Below are 16734 nucleotides of genomic sequence, written 5' to 3' on the forward strand. Positions count from 1 at the left end.
CCGCGCCCGTGCGGCCTCCGCCGCGCCCTGCTGTCAGGTGTGCGCCCGTCCGGCCTCCGGGACGTCCTTCACGAACACGATCCCGTCGGTCCGGGCCAGGTGCGCCGGGTCGAGCGGGGCGTAGCCGTGGTACGGCGACTGCCGGGGGACGGGCGGGATGCCGCTCGCGAGGGCGTCCGCAAGGCCGCGCGCGTCGACGACACGGGGACAGTCGGCTCCCGGGAGGGCGTACAGGATCCCTTCGAGGGTGTCCGGCGGCGGGATGTCCACGCCCCGGTGGCGGAGCGTGCCGAGGGCGGTGGCCAGGAACGCGTACCGCTCGCCCAGGCGGGCGCCCACCAGCGCGCCCGCGCTCCACCACCGCACAGGAGTGCCGTCCATGCGGATGGTGCTCTGCTCCCGCTGGAGATGGCCGTTGTGGGCGTGGACCAGGACCGGGCCGCGTTCGGCGAGGGCCAGCAGGTTGGCCGCCATCATCCGGTCCCGCAGGGCCACCAGCCAGGTCATCCGGGCCGGTGAGGTGTCGGCCGTCCGGGAGTGGTAGCGCAGCAGCCCGGCGGCGGTACGCCCGTACAGGCGCGCCCGTTCCAGCTCCGGTGGCGCGGCCGCCTCCATGAGCAGCGGTGTCTGGGTGTCGAGCAGCGTCACCAGGTCGTCGGCGATCAGCCGGAGCCGCGCGGCCTCGGCCGAGCGCCCCACCGACCGGGCCGGGTCCCGCATCGCGGCCGGTTCGCTCCAGCGGCCGTCGGCGCCGAGCAGCCGGTCCAGCTCCGGCGCGGCGCACGGAAGCAGACCGGCGTCCACCCGGGCGGCGAGAAAGGCGTGCAGCGCGGTCAGGGCGTGCCGGGGGCTCTCGGCGCCGGTCATCTCCAGCGGGCCGTCGATCCCGGCGAAGCGCACCCGCTCGGACAGCGGTCGCCCCTCGTTGAACTCCCGCATCCAGCGCACCAGTTCACGGTTGGGCGCCGACACGTTGAACCACTCGTGACTGAAGCCGCGCTCCATCACCTCGTCCAGGGAGCCCCTGCCCCAGGTGACGTAGTCGTCCACGGCCAGGCCCCGCAGACAGTCGCTCTCGATCGCGATGGTGCGGTACCCCTCTTCCTCGACGAGTTGCCGGAACAGCGCGTCGCGCGGTGCGAGGAGCGCGTCCTCGCCGTGGGTGGGCTCGCCCAGGGCGAGGATCCGGGGCCGGGACGGGAGCAGCCGCAGCACGGCGGCGGCGTCCACGGCATGGGCGGTGTTCCTGATACCGGTAGCCATGCCTTCAACGCTATCGTTGAACCCTCCGTGGAAACTTTTTCCGACCACCCCCTTCAAGAGCCCCGGAAAACGGCAGGATCATGGAGTCCAACCCTCAAAGCACCCGACGGCTCAGGCCGGTCGACCTGGCCCGTGCGCACGGGGTGTCGACCCAGGCGGTCAGGAACTACGAGGAGGCCGGCATCCTCCCGGCCGCCGCCCGCACCGAGCACGGCTACCGCACCTACACCCCGTTGCACGCGCGCGCCCTGCGCACCTTCCTCGCCCTGGTGCCCGGCCACGGCCACCGCACGGCGGCCGCGGTGATGCGGGCGGTCGGGGAGGGCGCGGTGGAGGAGGCACTGCGCCTGATCGACGAGAGCCACGCCCAGCTCCTGGAGGACCGGCTGACCCTCCAGGCGGTCGAACAGGCCCTCCGGGGCCTCAACACACCCGCCGCGCCCGGTTCCGGCCCGGTGCCCGCCTCCGCCCCGCGCGCCGGGGACTCCGGTCCGCGGGCCGGGACCTCGGGCGGCTTCATCGGCCCGCTGGCCGGGCGGCTCGGCATCCGGCCCGCGACCCTGCGCAAGTGGGAGCGCGCCGGACTGGTCCGCCCGCGCCGCGATCCGCGCACCGGCTACCGGGTGTACGACGAGGCCGCCGTGCGCGACGCCCGGCTGGTGCACCAGCTCAGACGCGGCGGCCATCCGCTGGAGCAGATCGCGCCGTTGATCGAACGGGTCCGCGCGGCGGGCGGCCCCGAACCGCTGGAGGCCACCCTGCGCGACTGGCGGGACCGGCTCAGCGACCGCGGGCGCGCCCTGCTGGCCGGGGCCGCCGAACTGGACGCGTATCTGCGCGAGCGCGGCTGACGGACGGAGCGCGCGAGGATGGGGTGAGGGGTGCGCCGGTCAGGACACGGCGCACCCCTCACCTGTGCCCTTCTCGCGACCGGGGCGCGCGGGTGTGCGCCTCGGAGGGACCCGCGCTGAAGGGCGGTCGGGGCAGGTGCCGGGAACCGGTCACCCGCTGCGCTCCGCGGCGAGGCAGGTGCGGCACACCATCCGCCGCGCTGCACGCGGCTTGGTGGCCAGACCGGCCCCGGTCAGGTCGTGCAGCGTCTGCGGAGTGGGCCGCCCGTGACCGCGGCAGATCCCCGCGCCGCACGTACGGCAGACGGCGACGGCGGCCGTCGTGACGTCGAGTTCCTGACAGTCGAAGCAGATCATCGCATCGCTCCGTCCCGGTCGGGGCCGGACGGGCGCGGCGCACCCGGCGGGTGCCCCGGACGCGGGCGGCGCTCCGGGCGGTGCGGGGGAGTGGGTCCGTGAGCGTGCACGGACGACGGCGAAGCGTCCACGTGGGTACCTCCCGAGGGCATGCGGTCCTGACGTCGGTCAGGAACCATCAGCCCGGAGGAGGGCGGTTCGGGCCGGAGAACGGCCCAGGCGGGATCCATCGCCGAGTCCGAGTGAACCGGTCCGGGCGGCGCCGGTCAAGGCCGCCGCCGCCATCGGTGTCCCGGCCCCGCGGCGCGGGTCTAGTCCAGACAGCCCGTGAGACGCGCGTACGCCTGCCGGGCCCGGGTCAGGAACTCCTCGGCGGCCGCGGGGTCTTCGCACTCCTCGACCCGCCAGTGGTGCGCCGGGTCGAGCCGGTGCAGCACGGTGGCGAGGGTGCCCTCGTCCGCATGCCAGGCACGCAGCGCCCGTACGCCGGTGAGGGCCGCGAAGTTGGCGTCGTGCGCCGGTACACACACCAGCTCCGGGCACGGACGGCCGTCCCTGAGCGCGTGCACCAGCGCGACCGGCCGGGCCCGCACGGTCCGGCCCGGCAGCGCCGGTTCCTCCATCAGCAGCAGGACGGCGGTCGGCTCGCCGTCCTCGGTGAGGGTGTCGTCGATCCGGCCGGCGCCGACCGGGTAGCCGGTCACGCGGGTCGAGCCCGCGGCGGCCACGTCGTGCCCGTCCGATCCGTCGTGCGGTGCGAACGGCGATCCGACCGTCGCCGCCACCATGACCATGATCTCCATCGCAGGCTCCTCCCGTGGTACGGCGGTCCACGTAGAGGCCATCAGCACGGCGGTCCGTGCGGTCACGGGCGAGCCCCATCGCCCCGGCACGTTCATTCTCCCCGGCCCGGCCGCCGGATATGCCTGCCTTGTCCACCTGACGTCCGTCGCCACCGGGTGCGGGCGGCTCGGGCTGGCGCGCGGACGCCCGCTGTGGGCACCATGGACGGAGACGGCGATGAGGCTCGCCCTTGACCGCACACCCCGTGCTGATGGCCTCTGTGAACGACGGCCGCCTCCCCGGCGGCCCGGTTACGGAGGCATCGCGGATGTACGCGTACACGATGCGCAACGTGCGGATGGCCCACGGCGACAAGGTCGTCCTGGACGACGTCACCCTCTCGTTCCGGCCCGGCGCCAAGATCGGCGTGGTCGGCCCCAACGGCATGGGCAAGTCCACCCTCCTGCGGATCATGGCGGGACGCGAACAGCCCGCGCGCGGGCAGGCGGCCCCGGCCCCGGACACCCGCGTCGGCATCCTGGAGCAGGAGCCCCGGCTCGACGACACGGCCACCGTCCGGGACAACGTCGAGGAGGGCGTCGCGGGCGTCCGGGACATGCTGCGCCGCTACGAGGAGGTCACCGCGCGCCTCGGCCGGGCCGAAGGACCGGAGGCGCAGGACCTCCTGGACGAACTCGGCGCGCTCCAGGAGGCCCTGGACCACGCGGGCGCCTGGGACATCGACTCCCGCCTGGAGCAGGCCATGGACGCCCTGCGCTGCCCGCCGCCCGGCACCCCGGTCCGCGGACTGTCGGGCGGTGAGCGCCGCCGGGTCGCGCTGTGCCGGCTGCTGCTGTCCCAGCCGGACCTGCTGCTCCTGGACGAGCCGACCAACCACCTGGACGCCGAGTCCGTGGCCTGGCTGGAACAGCACCTGGCCGACTACCCGGGCACGGTCGTCGCGGTCACCCACGACCGGTACTTCCTGGACAACGTCGCCCGCTGGATCCTGGAGATCGACCGCGGCCGCGTCCACCCCTACGAGGGGAACTACTCCACCTACCTGGAGACCAAGGCCGCCCGCCTCCAGGTGGAGGGCCGCAAGGACGCCAAGCGGCAGAAGCGGCTCGCCGAGGAACTGGCCTGGGTGCGCGCGGGCGCCAAGGGCCGGCAGGCCGCCTCCAAGGCACGCGTGCAGCGCTACGAGGAACTGGCGAGCGAGGCCGCGCGCCGCCGCGAACCGGACTTCGAGGAGATCCGGATCCCGCCGGGCCCGCGCCTGGGCAGCCTCGTCCTGGAGGCCGACCACCTCACCAAGGGCCACGGCGACCGGCTGCTGATGGAGGACCTGTCCTTCTCGCTGCCGCGCGGCGGCCTCGTCGGCGTGATCGGCCCCAACGGCGTCGGCAAGACGACGCTCTTCAGGATGATCGTCGGCGAGGAGCGGCCCGACAGCGGCACCCTGCGCCTGGGCGACACGGTCCGCATCTCCTACGCCGACCAGGACCGCGCCGGGCTCGACCCGGCCGCCGGCGTGTGGGAGGCGGTCTCCGGCGGCCAGGAGCACCTGCGCGTCGGCGGTGTGGAACTGCCCTCGCGCGCCTATGTCGCCACCTTCGGCTTCAAGGGCGCCGACCAGCAGAAGCCCGTCGGCCTGATGTCCGGCGGCGAGCGCAACCGGCTCAACCTGGCGCTCACCCTCAAGCAGGGCGGCAACCTGCTGCTGCTGGACGAGCCGACCAACGACCTCGACGTGGAGACCCTGGCCTCGCTGGAGCACGCGCTGCTCGCCTTCCCCGGCTGCGCCGTGATCACCGCGCACGACCGGTGGTTCCTGGACCGCGTCGCCACCCATGTGCTCGCCTGGGAGGGCGGCGCCCACTGGTTCTGGTTCGAGGGCAACTTCGCCGACTACGAGGCCAACAAGCGGCAGCGTCTGGGCGAGGAGGCCGCCCGCCCGCACCCGGTCACCCACCGGCGGCTGGTCCGCGGCTGACGCCCGACAGGAGCACCGCGCCATGACAGACCTCGACCGGGCGGCGGTGGCGGCCCTGCGCACGGCCCGCGTCACCGTCGTCAACGCCGAGTGGCACCTGCGCGAGGAGCAGGCCCTCGGCCGGCTCGCCCGCACCGGCCGCCTGGCCTGCACCCCGCTCTTCCCCGGCCACTTCGTCATCCAGGTCGTCGCGGTCGGCGGACGCCCGCTCGGCCGCGCCCGCCACCACCGCGACGGCCGCCGCGCCCGCTGGGTCGCCGTCCCCGCGGGCACCGCCCACGAGATCGGCGCCTATCGCACCCTGCACGGCGCCGCCCGCGCCCTGGCCCGCCACGCGGGCCTGCGCCGCCGCCGCGTCACCGACGTCCCCTGCGGCCTCCCGCCGGACGGCGGCGCGGACGGCTCCGGCCGGAGCACGGGCCGCGGGCTCGCGCACGGCTCCCCGGAGCCACCGGCGGACCCGAAGCGGTGAGCGGCGCCGGCCGCCGCGGCCCGGCGGGCGGCACCGCGCTGCGCTTCGTGCTGCTCATCGGCGTGGTGAGCCTGTTCTCCGACATGGCCCACGAGGGCGCGCGCGGCATCACCGGCCCCTTCCTCGGCTCGCTCGGCGCCGGTGCCCTCGCCGTCTCCGTGATCGCGGGCGCCGGCGAACTCCTCGGCTACGCACTGCGGTTCGTGTCCGGCCGGGCCGCCGACCGCACCGGCCGGTACTGGCCGATCACCGCCGCCGGCTACCTGGTGCAGATGGTCGCGGTGCCGCTGCTCGCCCTGGCCGGGCAGTGGCCGGTGGCCGCCGTGCTGATCGCCGCCGAGCGCGCCGGACGCGCCCTGCGCACCCCCGCCCGGGACGCGATGCTCGCCCACGCCACCGCCGAGCTGGGCCGCGGCCGGGTCTTCGGCGTACGGGAGGCCCTGGACGCGGCCGGCGCGATGACCGGCCCGCTCGTCGTGGCCGGTGTGCTCGCGCTGCACGGCGGCTACCGCACGGGCTTCGCCGTGCTCGCCGTACCGGCCGCGCTCACCCTGCTCGTCCTGGCCGCCGCGTGGCGGCAGTACCCCGACCCGTCCGGCCTGGACACCGGCGAGGACGTCCCCGGCAGACACGGCACCCCCCGGGCCTTCCGGACCTATCTGGCGGCCATGGGCCTGATCGCCGCCGCCTACGCCGACTACCCGCTCATCGCCTACCACTTCGGCCGGGCGCACGTCGTCGCCGCCCCCTGGATCCCCGTCCTGTACGCCGTCGCCATGGCCACCGAGGCCCTCGCCGCGCTCACGCTCGGCCGTCTGTTCGACCGGTGGGGGCTGCGGACGGTGGTGGGCGCGACCCTGCTGACGGCGTGCTTCCCGCCGCTGGTCTTCCTCGGCGGCCCGGTGGCCGCCGTGTGCGGCGTGGTGCTGTGGGGGCTGGGCACGGCCGCCCAGGAGTCCGTGGTCCGGGCCGCCCTCACCGGCATGACCGCCCCCGGCCGCCGGGCCTCCGCCTTCGGCCTCTTCGACACCGGCTTCGGCCTGTGCTGGTGCGCGGGCAGCCTCGCCCTCGGGGCCCTCTACGACCACTCCGTCACCGGCCTGGTGGTCTTCTCCGTAGCCCTGCAACTGGCCGCGGTCCCGCTGCTGCTCAAGGTGCGCCACATCGCCTGAGCGCCGCGCGGGACCGGGCGGCTCACCGCAGCAGCCGCATCAGCACGTCCTCGGCCCTCCCGTAGGCCTGCGAGCCCACCCGCAGCCGCCACACGGTCCCCGGCGCGCCTTCGCCCGGCGTCACGACCCGGACCGGCCGGGGCGCGGGCGCCGCGTGCGCGGGCACCCCCGCCTCGCGCAGCGCGTCGAGCACCTCGTCGACCCGGCGCGCGGGGATGTCGGCGACCGGCGCCCAGGACACCGCCCGCAGACCGTTGCCCCGGCCCCCGGGCGGCAGCCACGCGGGCGCGAAGAGTCCCGCCGAGACAGTGAGGTGCGCGCTCCCGTGGGAGCTGGAGACGGCGCCGGACATGGCATCCTCCCCGGGTCTTCCCGCACCTCCAGCGTACGTCGCGGGGCTCCGCCCACGGAGCTGCTCCGTCCGGCGTACCCTGGATACCCGTGCAGGTGATCCATGGGGCACACTGTGGATGCGCCCAGCGCGTCGGTGATGGGGCTCACCGCGAACCGCGGCATCATGCCGCTGACGGTCCCTGGCAGAACAGCTGAGCCGTGCCATGAGGACGGCTCCCGTCGCCAGGAGGCTCCCGTGGAGTTCGATGTGACCGTGGAGATCCCGCAGGGGTCCCGCAACAAGTACGAGATGGACCACGAACTGCACCGCATCCGGCTGGACCGGCTGCTGTTCACCTCCACCAAGTACCCGGCCGACTACGGCTACATCGAGGGCACCCTGGGCCGCGACGGCGACCCGCTGGACGCGCTGGTGCTCACCGGCGAGCCGACCTTCCCCGGCTGCGCCGTCGAATGCCGGGCGGTGGGCATGTTCGTCATGAAGGACGAGCACGGCCCGGACGAGAAGATCCTCTGCGTCCCCGCCCACGACCCGCGCTACGCGCCCCTGCGGGACATCGACGACGTCCCCGAGTTCGACCGCCTGGAGATCACCCACTTCTTCGAGGTCTACAAGGACCTGGAACCCGGCAAGTCCGTCGAGGGCTCCCACTGGGAGGGCCGCGAGCAGGCGTACGCGGAGATCGGTGCCGCCCGGGAGCGGGCCGCGGCCACCCCGGGAACGACCGGTGACTGAGCCGCGCGCCCGCCCGGTGGGCACCCTGGTCCTCATGCGGCACGGCCAGAGCACCACCAACGCGGAGGGCCGCTTCACCGGCTGGACCGACGTGCCCCTCACCCCCCGGGGCGAGGAAGAGACCGTCCGGGCGGCCCGGTCGATCGCCCGCGAAGGGCTCCTGCCGGACGTCGTCCACACCTCCCTGCTGCGCCGCTCCGTGCACAGCGCCGACCTCGCCCTCGGCACGCTGGACCGGCTGTGGATCCCCGTACGCCGCAGCTGGCGGCTGAACGAGCGCCAGTACGGGGCCCTGACCGGCCGCCTCAAGCACGAGGTCCGGCAGGAGGCGGGCCCCGGCCGCTACCGGCACTGGCGCCGCTCGCTGCACGGCCGCCCCGCCCCGCTGCCCGCCGACGCGCTGGCCCGGCTGCGCGCCGACCCGCGCTACGCGGCCCTGCGTCCCGACGCGGTGCCCGCCGTGGAGAGCCTGGCCGACATGATCACCCGGGTCGTCCCCTACTGGACCGACGTCCTCGTACCCCAACTGCGCACCGGAGCCACCGTGCTGGTCGTCGCGCACGGCAACTCCCTGCGCGCGCTGGCGGCCGTGCTGGACCGCCTCACCGGCGACGAGGCGGAACGGCTCGACATCCCCACCGGCGCACCCCTGCGCCACGACTTCGACGGCGACCTGCGTCCCCTCGTACGCCACGGCACCTACCTGGACCCCGGCAGCGCCGCCCGCGCCGACCTGGTGGCCGCCGAGGGCCACTGACCCCGGCGCCCCGCCCTCGATCCACCACCCCCGCACCCCGGAGGAAGACCCCCATGACTCTGCGCCCCGCCGAGCTGCACGCCGTCGAGATCCTCGACTCCCGCGCCCGCCCCACCCTCGCCGTCACCCTCACGACCGACGACGGCACCCGGACCCGGGCCGGTGTGCCCTCCGGGGCCTCCACCGGCACCCGGGAGGCCGTCGAACTGCGCGACGGGGACGAGGCCCGCTACCGGGGCCAGGGCGTCCTGGCCGCGGTCGGGCACGTCAACGGCGAGATCGCCCGCGCCCTGACCGGCCGCGCCTTCGACTCGGCCGCCGACCTCGACCGGGCACTGATCGAGCTGGACGGCACCGGCACCAAGTCCCGGCTCGGCGCCAACGCCGTCGTCGGGGTCTCCCTCGCCGCCTGGCGCGCCGAGGCCGCCCTCGCCGGGCGGGAGCTGTGGCAGCACCTCGCCCGGGTCGCGGGCACCACCCCGCGGCTGCCGGTGCCGCACTTCAACGTCGTCAACGGCGGCGCCCACGCCGCGAACGCGCTCGACTTCCAGGAGTTCATGCTCGCCCCGCTCGGCGCGCCGAGCCTGCCCGAGGCGGTGCGGGCCGGAGCGGAGATCTACGGGCGGCTCAAGGCCCGGCTCGCCGCGGAAGGGCACACCACCGGGCTGGGCGACGAGGGCGGCTTCGCCCCCGCCGTCGACCGGCCCGAGGACGTCCTGCGGCTGCTCGTCGAGGCGATCGGCGACGCGGGCCACACCCCCGGCCGGGACGGGGTGGCCATCGCCCTGGACCCGGCGGCCAGCGAGTTCCGCGACGGCGACGGCTACCGGGTGGCGGGAGAGCAACTGAGCACGGACCGCCTCATCGACCGCTTACGAGGAGATCGTCGACCGCTTCCCGGTCTGGTCGATCGAGGACGGCCTGGCCGAGGACGACTGGGACGGCTGGGTCCGGCTGACCGCCCGGCTGGGCCACGGGACGCAGATCATGGGCGACGACATCTTCGTCACCAACCCGGCCATCCTCACCGAGGCGATCGGCCGGAAGGTCGCCAACTCCGCGCTCATCAAGGTCAATCAGATCGGCACCGTCACCGAGACCCTGGAGGCGATGCGGATCTGCCGGGAGGCCGGGTACACGCAGATGGTCTCCCACCGCTCGGGCGAGACCGAGGACGCCTTCATCGCCGACCTGGCCGTCGGCACCGGCTGCGGCCAGCTCAAGTCCGGTGCCCCGGCCCGCGGGGAGCGCGTCGCCAAGTACAACCGGCTGATCGAGATCGCCGAGGCCCACCCCGAGCTGCAGTTCGGACTGGCCGGCTGACGCGGCACACCCGCCCCGCCCGGCGCCGGACCGACGGCGCCCGGCGGGGCGCACGCGCGCGGCGGTCCGGGGTGAGCACCCCGTACGGCCGCGGGCCGGTGTCACCCTGTCGAGTGGATCTCCGCCCGCTCGCCTGACCCGGGGCGCCCGGCATCGTGATGATGCAGGCGTGATTACCGAATCCACGCGGTCCGGGCCCCGACGCAGGGCTCTGACCACCTCAGGTGTCGTCCTGTTCACCGCGCTCTCGACGCTGGCCGCCGTACCGGCCGCGCCGGCCGCCGCCTCCGCCACGGCCGCCCGGCCCGCGAGCCGCCCCGCCGCCGCACGGCCGCCCGCCACCCGGGCGGAAGCCGCGACCGACGCCTACCTGCGCTCGATCCGGCGCGACCCCGCGGCCCTGCGCCGCTTCTTCCAGCGCATGCCCAAGGGCGGCGACCTGCACAACCACCTCTCCGGCGCGGTCACCACCGAGTACCTCGTCGAACTGGCCGCCGAGGACGGCCTGTGCATCCAGACCGCGACGATGACGGCCGTGCCCCCGCCCTGCGGCGCCGGTACCCGGCCCGCCGCCGACGCCCGCACCGACAAGGCGTTCCGCGACGCGATCGTGCGCGCCTGGTCCATGCAGGACTTCCCGCCCGGCGGCAACGGCCACGACCACTTCTTCGACACCTTCGGCAAGTTCGGCGAGGTGACCTGGCGCCACCGGGGCAAGCTGCTCGCCGACGTCGCCGACCACCTCGCCGTCCAGAACCAGTCCTATCTGGAGACGCTGGTCACGCCCGCCTCCGACGGCGCGAAGAAGCTCGCCGACCAGGTCGGCTGGGACCCCGACCTGGCCGCCCTGCACCGCAAGTTGACGGCCGGCGGCGGACTCGACCAGGTGGTCGCCCAGGCCCGTACGGAAGCCGACGACGGCGACGCCGAGTTCCGCACCGCCGAGCACTGCGGGACCAGGACCGCCCGTCCCGGCTGCACCGTCACCGTGCGCTGGATCTCCCAGGTCTCGCGCGGCAGTTCACCGCAGCGCGTCTTCACACAGATGGCCCTCGGCATGCGCCTGTCCGAGCGCGACCACCGCTTCGTCGCGGTCAACCTGGTCCAGCCGGAGGACGGCGAGACCGCCCTGCGCGACTACAGCCTCCAGATGCGCATGCTCAAGTACCTGCGCACCGTCTACCCGCACGCCCATCTCACCCTGCACGCCGGGGAGCTGTGGCCGGGCCTGGTCAAGCCCGCCGACCTGAAGTTCCACATCAAGGAGGCGGTGGACGTCGCCGGTGCCGAGCGCATCGGCCACGGCGTCGACCTCGTCCACGAGGACGACTGGCAGCGCACCGCCCGCACGATGGCCGCCCGGGAGACGGCCGTCGAGGTGCCGTTCACCAGCAACGCGCAGATCCTCGGCGTCAAGGGCGCCGAGCACCCCTTCGGGACCTACCGCCGCTACGGCGTACCGGTCGTGCTCGCCACCGACGACCCCGGGGTGAGCCGGATCGACATCACCCACGAGTACCAGTACGCCTCCCTGACGTACGCGCTGGCCTACCCCGAGCTGAAGGACCTGGCGCGGGCCTCCCTGGAGTACGCGTTCGCGCCCGGTGCCAGCCTCTGGCAGGGCAACCCCACCCGCTCCGGCTACACGTCCGTGGCCGCCTGCCGCGGGGTGCGCCCCGGCGTCGACCGGCCGGGCGGCGCGTGCGCCCGGCTGCTGGACGCCAGCCTCAAGGCGCGGCTGGAGTGGCGCCAGGAGATCGCCTTCCACCGCTTCGAGGCGTCGGCGGGCCGGACCCGCTGACCGTGCGCGCCCGGTCCGGTGCCCCGCACCGGGCCGGGCGCGGCGGGCGGCTCGGGTAAGGTCGGTGTGTCATTCAACCGGCCCCGAGCAGGGCCGCGCCCCGGGCACCAGCACCACCGCGGCCGCCGCCGGAAGCCCCTGGAAAGCAGGATCCGCAACACATGAGCAGGTACGGGTTTCTCGTCTCGCCCTCGCACAACCGCGTGTACGCCCGGTCGGCGCCCGCGCTGGCCCTGGCGGAGCTGGAGGCGTTCGGCGAGACCGTGATCGACGGCGGTGTCCGGGACACCGGCGTCACCGAGATCGGCGGGGTGCCCTACGTCACGTTCAGCGCCGCGGAGCTGTCCGGCACCGACATCCGGCTGCTGTCGAACCTGTCGTCGCTGTACGCCCTCTTCGCCGTCGAGGGCGATCTGCTGCGGCCGGTCGCCAGGCAGCCCCTCGACCTGTTCGAGAGCGACCTGCTCACCATCCAGAAGTACGCGGGCAAGACCAACGAGGACTTCACCCGGCTCCTGCTGAACGTGACCGCGCTGGCCTCGGACGAGCCCGCCCGGCTGCTCACCGGCGACCTGCGCCTGCTCGACCCGATGTGCGGCCGGGGCACCACGCTCAACCAGGCCGTCATGTACGGCATGGACGCCTCGGGGATCGAGATCGACCCCAAGGACTTCGACGCCTACTCCGCGTTCTTCCGCACCTGGCTGAAGAACAGCCGCCTCAAGCACCGCGCCGAGACCGGCACCGTACGGCGGCAGAAGGCGACCCTGGGGCGCCGGCTCCAGGTCGCCCTCGGCGCCTCCAAGGAGCTGTACCGCGAGGGCAGCACCATCGACGTGACCGTCGTCAACGCGGACACCCTCCGCGGCGGCGACTTCTTCCGGCGCGGCGAGTTCGACCTGATCGTCACCGACGCGCCGTACGGCGTGCAGCACGGCAGCCGCCCGCACGGCGGCGGGAACGCCGGACGGCTCTCCCGCAGTCCGGTGGACCTGCTGGCCGCCGCCGTCCCGGTCTGGCAGCCGCTGCTGCGGCCCGGCGGCGCCCTCGGCATCTCCTGGAACACCCATGTGGCGGGCCGGGAGCAACTGGCCGAGATCCTGGAGGCCCACGGCTTCACCGTCCGCGACTCCGCGGCGTACCGGGGCTTCGAGCACCGCGTGGACCAGGCGATCAACCGGGACATCATCGTGGCCCGCAAGGACTAGCACCTTCCGGGCCGGGGGAGGGGCCGCGTCACCGGGGCGGCGGCGGCCGGGTCGCGCGCCGCGCGGACCGCGCCGACGATGAGGTCAAGGTTCCTCACCCCTAAGGACGGGCCGATGCCTCTCCCGCGTCGCGCGGGCCCTTCCGGGCCGCGCCCCACCGCCCTCACGGCGGCCGCACTCCTCTGCGCCCTGGCGGCCGGCACGCTGACCGGATGCGGCGGCGGCAACGAGCAGGGCGGATCCGCCACCCGGACGCCGAGCGCACCCGAGACGGGCTCCTTCTCCGCCGGGACCCTGCCGTCCGCGCTGGCCTCGTCCGCCTCGGCGGCCGTGTCCTCCGCGCGGGCGTCGGTCTCGGCGGCGGCCTCCTCCCTGGAGGCGCGCGCCTCCGAGTTCGAGGCGTCGGTGTCGGCGGACACCGCCCGCTCCGCCGCGACGGCCGAGAAGGCGCTGAAGGGCGTGCCGGGCAGGGGCAACGCCGTGGGCGAGGTCGGGATGACCGGGGTGCCCCGGGACCGGACCGGCGGGGTGCTCGCCGTGCTGGTGACGATCACCAACAAGACCGACCGCAAGGCGTCGTACGCCGTCCAGGTCGACTTCGTCGACGCCGACGGCAAGGTGGCCGAGACCCGGTACGTCGGGGCGCAGGACCTCGAACCGGGGAAGAAGGCGCAGCCGATCGCGTTCAGCCGCCAGTCGGCCGACAAGAAGCTGACGGCCCGGCTGGCGAAGGCGCAGCGGTACTGAGCCGGCCGCCGGACATGGACGAGCGGCCCGGAGTCCGTGCCCACGGGGGGCGGACTCCGGGCCGTTCAGCCGTACGGGAGCGGATCAGCAGGCGCCGAGGTCCTGCCAGACGCCCCACTCACCGGTGGTGCCGGGCTCCTCGCCCGTCGTCCACCACTTGGCCTTCCAGTTGTGGCTCTTGTAGGAGACCTGCTGGCCGCCGGTGTAGACGGTGCCCTTGGCCCACGGGGCGGCGGTGCACTGGTTGCCGTTGCCGCCGGTGATGGTCAGGGCGTACGTCGCCGAGTGGCTGCCGGAGGCGCTCGAACCGGTGACGGTGATGTTGTAGGTGCCCGAGACCGCCGCCGAGGTGGTGGCCAGGGAGAGCGTCGCGGAGCCGCCCGCGGTGACCGAGGTGGGGCTGACCGAGGCGGTGACGCCCGCCGGGGCGCCGCTGACGCTGAGGTTCACCGTCTGCGCGTCGCCCTTGGTCACGGCCGTCTTCACCGTGGTGGTGGCGGACTGGCCCGCCGTCACGCTGCCGGAGGCCGCGCCGAGCGCCACCGAGAAGTCGTTGGACGGGGCGGTGCTGCCGCTGGTGAACGGCTCGAAGATGTGGGAGAAGTCCCAGGTGTTCTGCTGGATCCCGGAGCAGTTGTCGGCGGCGGCGCCGCCCGCACAACTGCCGTTGTCACGCTGGAGGGCCCAGAAGGACAGGGTGTTGATGCCCTTGGAGACGGCCCAGTTGTAGACCGAGGTGGCGTTGGCCAGGGTGAAGGTCTCGGCCGGTCCGAAGTCGTCGACGCCGGGCATCTCGGTGACGCCGACCATGCCCCACAGCTGTGCGGAGGTCTTGCTCGGGTAGAGCTGGCCGAGCGTGGTGACCAGGCCCTGGGCGGCGGTCTGGGTGTCCTTCGCCATGTCGTGGGACTGGTTGTCGTAGTAGTCGAACGTCATCAGGTTGACGACGTCGATCCGGGTGCCGTTGCTGACCGCGTTCTTCAGCAGCTGGACGCCGTTGTCGGCGAGGCCGTGCGTGGTGGTCGGCAGGGTGTAGGAGAACTCCACCGTGCGGCCGTTGGCCGCCGCCCAGTCCTGGACCAGCTTGATCGCCTTGTTGCGGCGGTCGATGCCGGCCGAGTTGTCGATCGAGTCGGCCTCGATGTCCATGTCGAGCCGCGAGATGTCGTAGGTCGTGATGACCTTCTCGTACGCGGCGGCGATCTGCTGGACGTCGGTGCAGCTGTCGGCGATCTCGGTGCCCGTGGTGTCGGCCGTGTAGCCGCCGAACGAGGGGATGACGTCCCCGCCGTTGTTCTGGATGGTCTTGATGTCGCTGCCGAAGGTCGACTGGGAGATCGGCATGCCGGTGTCGCCGTTCCAGTACGGCGTGCACGAGCCCTTGGACGCGGTCTGGAGGAAGGCCATCGTCAGGTGCTTGGCGCCCGACTGGGCGGCCAGTGCGGCGGGGCTCTCGCCGGTCCAGGCCTCGAAGTAGGGCGCGAAGACGTGCGCGGGCAGCGGTGTCGCCGCCTGCGCCGTGCCGGTGCCCGCCAGGGCGAGGCCCACCGAGGCCGCCGTGGTGACGGCCGCGGTGAGGACCGCGCGGAAGGAACGCCTGAGTCTCATGTCAGTCCCGGTGTGTGGAGGGGGAGTTCGCCGGATCCCGTACGGGGTAGAGAAGTTGATGCGTATGGGATAGCGCCCGCCGACCAGGTGGGTCAATGGTCTGGACCAAAAAGGGACTAGACCAATTTGCCGGTCCGGAAACTCATTCGCCTGCACAGGGCCCGCGGCGGCCGACTGGACCACCCGCGGGCCTCTTTCGCCCCTCTGGGCTCAGCGGCCGCTCAGGTAGGCCGCGCCGAGATCCCGCAGCCGGTCGTGGACACCCTCGTAGGCGCGGGCCGCGCCCAGCACCCGCTTGGGCAGCTTGGCGACCATCGTGTAGAGGGTGTCGCAGACGTTCGCCGCGGGCGCCAGACCCGCCTGGCTCACCAGCTGGTACGCGTCGAGCTGATCGAGCCCGAGCAGCTCGGAGGTCCACTGCACCAGGTCGTGCTGGCTGATGCGGAAGGCGTCCTCCAGCGGCCGGGCGTGCCCGGTGCTCAGCAGGAACCCGTCGTTCTCCAGCCGCGGCACGGCGGGCCCGCCGCCCTTGACGAGATCCACGGCCACCACCGTGTTCATCGCCGTCTCCACCGCCGTACCGCACACCTCGCCCTCGCCCTGCCGGGCATGGCCGTCGCCGACGGCCAGCATCGCGCCCTCGACATTGACGCCGAAGTAGACGGTGGTCCCGGCCCGCAGCTCGGGCGTGTCCATGTTGCCGCCGTGCACCCCCGGGGAGATCGACATCAGCCGCTCGCCCGCCGCCGGGGCCACCCCCACCGTGCCGTGCATCGGGTCCAGCGGCAGCTCCACCGCGAAGTCGCCGCGGGTCGCCTCGAACCGGCAGGTGCCGGCCTTCGCGTCGATGGCGTAGACCCACACCCGCTCCTCCAGCGCGGGGTGCAGCATGGCCGTGGTGTGCGTCGCGGTCAGCGCCCCGAAGTGCGGGAACGTACTGGACACGCCCCAGTCGCGGGCCGGTGCGATGTCCACGAAGTGCACCGCGAGCGTGTCGCCGGGCTCGGCCCCGGCCACCGCGATCGGACCGGTGACCGGGTTCAGGTACGGGAACGAGCAGACCCTGCTGGGCAGATCGGCCGGTCCGCGCACCCGGCCGCCGAAGCAGTCCTCGGTGGTCAGCTCCACGATGCTGCCGGGCTCCACCGTCACCACGGGCGACCCGCCGCCGAAGGCGTAGGCGTAACGGGCGGGATCCGAGGGGACGTCGATCACCGGGGCGGAAGTGTTCATGCGGGAGGTTCCTCCTGAGTGCCGGATCGCGGATGCGAACGCGGGCGGGACGGGCGGGCGAGGGACAGGGCGC

General features: G+C 74.1%; 15 protein-coding genes, 1 pseudogene and 4 riboswitches. Of the genes and pseudogenes, 10 read left to right on the forward strand and 6 right to left on the reverse strand.

Annotation, left to right across the window (positions count from 1 at the left end; genetic code table 11):
- Positions 1–33: 33 nt before the first annotated feature.
- Positions 34–1263, reverse strand: coding sequence for an erythromycin esterase family protein (locus ACWDYF_RS01865; RefSeq protein ID WP_389463377.1), 1230 nt, complete (start codon positions 1261–1263; stop codon positions 34–36).
- Positions 1264–1343: 80 nt separating this feature from the next.
- Here ACWDYF_RS01865 and ACWDYF_RS01870 point away from each other — a divergent pair, with 80 nt between their 5' ends.
- The gene (locus ACWDYF_RS01870) at positions 1344–2114 is read left to right on the forward strand and encodes a TioE family transcriptional regulator (protein WP_389463379.1); all 771 of its coding nucleotides are present in this window, start codon (positions 1344–1346) and stop codon (positions 2112–2114) included.
- Between the two features lie 150 nt (positions 2115–2264).
- Here ACWDYF_RS01870 and ACWDYF_RS01875 read toward each other — a convergent pair whose 3' ends face one another.
- Entirely contained in the window at positions 2265–2471 is a 207-nt protein-coding gene (locus tag ACWDYF_RS01875; RefSeq protein ID WP_381739247.1) for a DUF2180 family protein, read from the reverse strand.
- Between the two features lie 162 nt (positions 2472–2633).
- A riboswitch (Fluoride riboswitch) is annotated at positions 2634–2714 on the reverse strand.
- Between the two features lie 68 nt (positions 2715–2782).
- A complete protein-coding gene (locus ACWDYF_RS01880) occupies positions 2783–3274 on the reverse strand; it encodes an inorganic diphosphatase (RefSeq protein ID WP_389463383.1) in 492 nt (163 codons plus the stop codon).
- 25 nt (positions 3275–3299) lie between these two features.
- Positions 3300–3366, reverse strand: a riboswitch (Fluoride riboswitch).
- A 112-nt stretch (positions 3367–3478) separates the two neighbouring features.
- A riboswitch (Fluoride riboswitch) is annotated at positions 3479–3542 on the forward strand.
- A 40-nt stretch (positions 3543–3582) separates the two neighbouring features.
- Between ACWDYF_RS01880 and ettA the strand changes: the two genes are divergently transcribed.
- The 3 genes from ettA to ACWDYF_RS01895 are packed head-to-tail and all read left to right on the forward strand — an operon-like array spanning position 3583 to position 6894.
- Positions 3583–5250: an energy-dependent translational throttle protein EttA gene (ettA, locus tag ACWDYF_RS01885; RefSeq protein ID WP_389463386.1), complete on the forward strand. Its 1668-nt coding sequence runs from the start codon at positions 3583–3585 to the stop codon at positions 5248–5250.
- A 22-nt stretch (positions 5251–5272) separates the two neighbouring features.
- On the forward strand, positions 5273–5722 hold the full coding sequence (locus ACWDYF_RS01890; RefSeq protein WP_381739242.1) for a hypothetical protein: 450 nt from the start codon (positions 5273–5275) through the stop codon (positions 5720–5722).
- Positions 5719–6894: an MFS transporter gene (locus tag ACWDYF_RS01895; RefSeq protein ID WP_389463389.1), complete on the forward strand. Its 1176-nt coding sequence runs from the start codon at positions 5719–5721 to the stop codon at positions 6892–6894. The genes ACWDYF_RS01890 and ACWDYF_RS01895 overlap by 4 nt, the downstream gene beginning before the upstream one ends.
- A gap of 22 nt (positions 6895–6916) precedes the next feature.
- Here ACWDYF_RS01895 and ACWDYF_RS01900 read toward each other — a convergent pair whose 3' ends face one another.
- Positions 6917–7246 (reverse strand): hypothetical protein, encoded by a 330-nt coding sequence (locus ACWDYF_RS01900; protein ID WP_381739239.1) that lies wholly within the window; start codon positions 7244–7246, stop codon positions 6917–6919.
- A gap of 125 nt (positions 7247–7371) precedes the next feature.
- A riboswitch (Fluoride riboswitch) is annotated at positions 7372–7437 on the forward strand.
- 46 nt (positions 7438–7483) lie between these two features.
- Between ACWDYF_RS01900 and ACWDYF_RS01905 the strand changes: the two genes are divergently transcribed.
- The 6 genes and pseudogenes from ACWDYF_RS01905 to ACWDYF_RS01930 all read left to right on the forward strand — a co-directional run bounded on the left by ACWDYF_RS01905 (position 7484) and on the right by ACWDYF_RS01930 (position 13820).
- Positions 7484–7984 carry an inorganic diphosphatase gene (locus ACWDYF_RS01905; protein WP_381739338.1) on the forward strand — a complete coding sequence of 167 codons (501 nt, stop codon included), beginning with the start codon at positions 7484–7486 and terminating at the stop codon, positions 7982–7984.
- A gap of 34 nt (positions 7985–8018) precedes the next feature.
- Positions 8019–8741, forward strand: a complete 723-nt coding sequence (locus tag ACWDYF_RS01910; RefSeq protein ID WP_389463912.1) for a 2,3-bisphosphoglycerate-dependent phosphoglycerate mutase — start codon at positions 8019–8021, stop codon at positions 8739–8741.
- 53 nt (positions 8742–8794) lie between these two features.
- Positions 8795–10064 (forward strand): annotated as a pseudogene (gene eno, locus ACWDYF_RS01915) (phosphopyruvate hydratase).
- A 172-nt stretch (positions 10065–10236) separates the two neighbouring features.
- Entirely contained in the window at positions 10237–11865 is a 1629-nt protein-coding gene (locus ACWDYF_RS01920) for an adenosine deaminase family protein (protein ID WP_381739335.1), read from the forward strand.
- A gap of 161 nt (positions 11866–12026) precedes the next feature.
- Positions 12027–13073, forward strand: a complete 1047-nt coding sequence (locus ACWDYF_RS01925; protein WP_389463393.1) for a TRM11 family SAM-dependent methyltransferase — start codon at positions 12027–12029, stop codon at positions 13071–13073.
- Between the two features lie 114 nt (positions 13074–13187).
- Positions 13188–13820, forward strand: a complete 633-nt coding sequence (locus tag ACWDYF_RS01930; RefSeq protein ID WP_037889820.1) for an FxLYD domain-containing protein — start codon at positions 13188–13190, stop codon at positions 13818–13820.
- A gap of 84 nt (positions 13821–13904) precedes the next feature.
- Here the strand turns inward: ACWDYF_RS01930 and ACWDYF_RS01935 are convergent, their stop codons facing one another.
- Entirely contained in the window at positions 13905–15428 is a 1524-nt protein-coding gene (locus tag ACWDYF_RS01935; protein ID WP_389463395.1) for a chitinase, read from the reverse strand.
- 210 nt (positions 15429–15638) lie between these two features.
- Complete coding sequence (locus tag ACWDYF_RS01940; protein WP_389463397.1) at positions 15639–16661, reverse strand: acetamidase/formamidase family protein; 1023 nt, start codon at positions 16659–16661, stop codon at positions 15639–15641.
- Positions 16662–16734: the final 73 nt, after the last annotated feature.

The organism is Streptomyces sp. NPDC003284, from assembly GCF_053589675.1.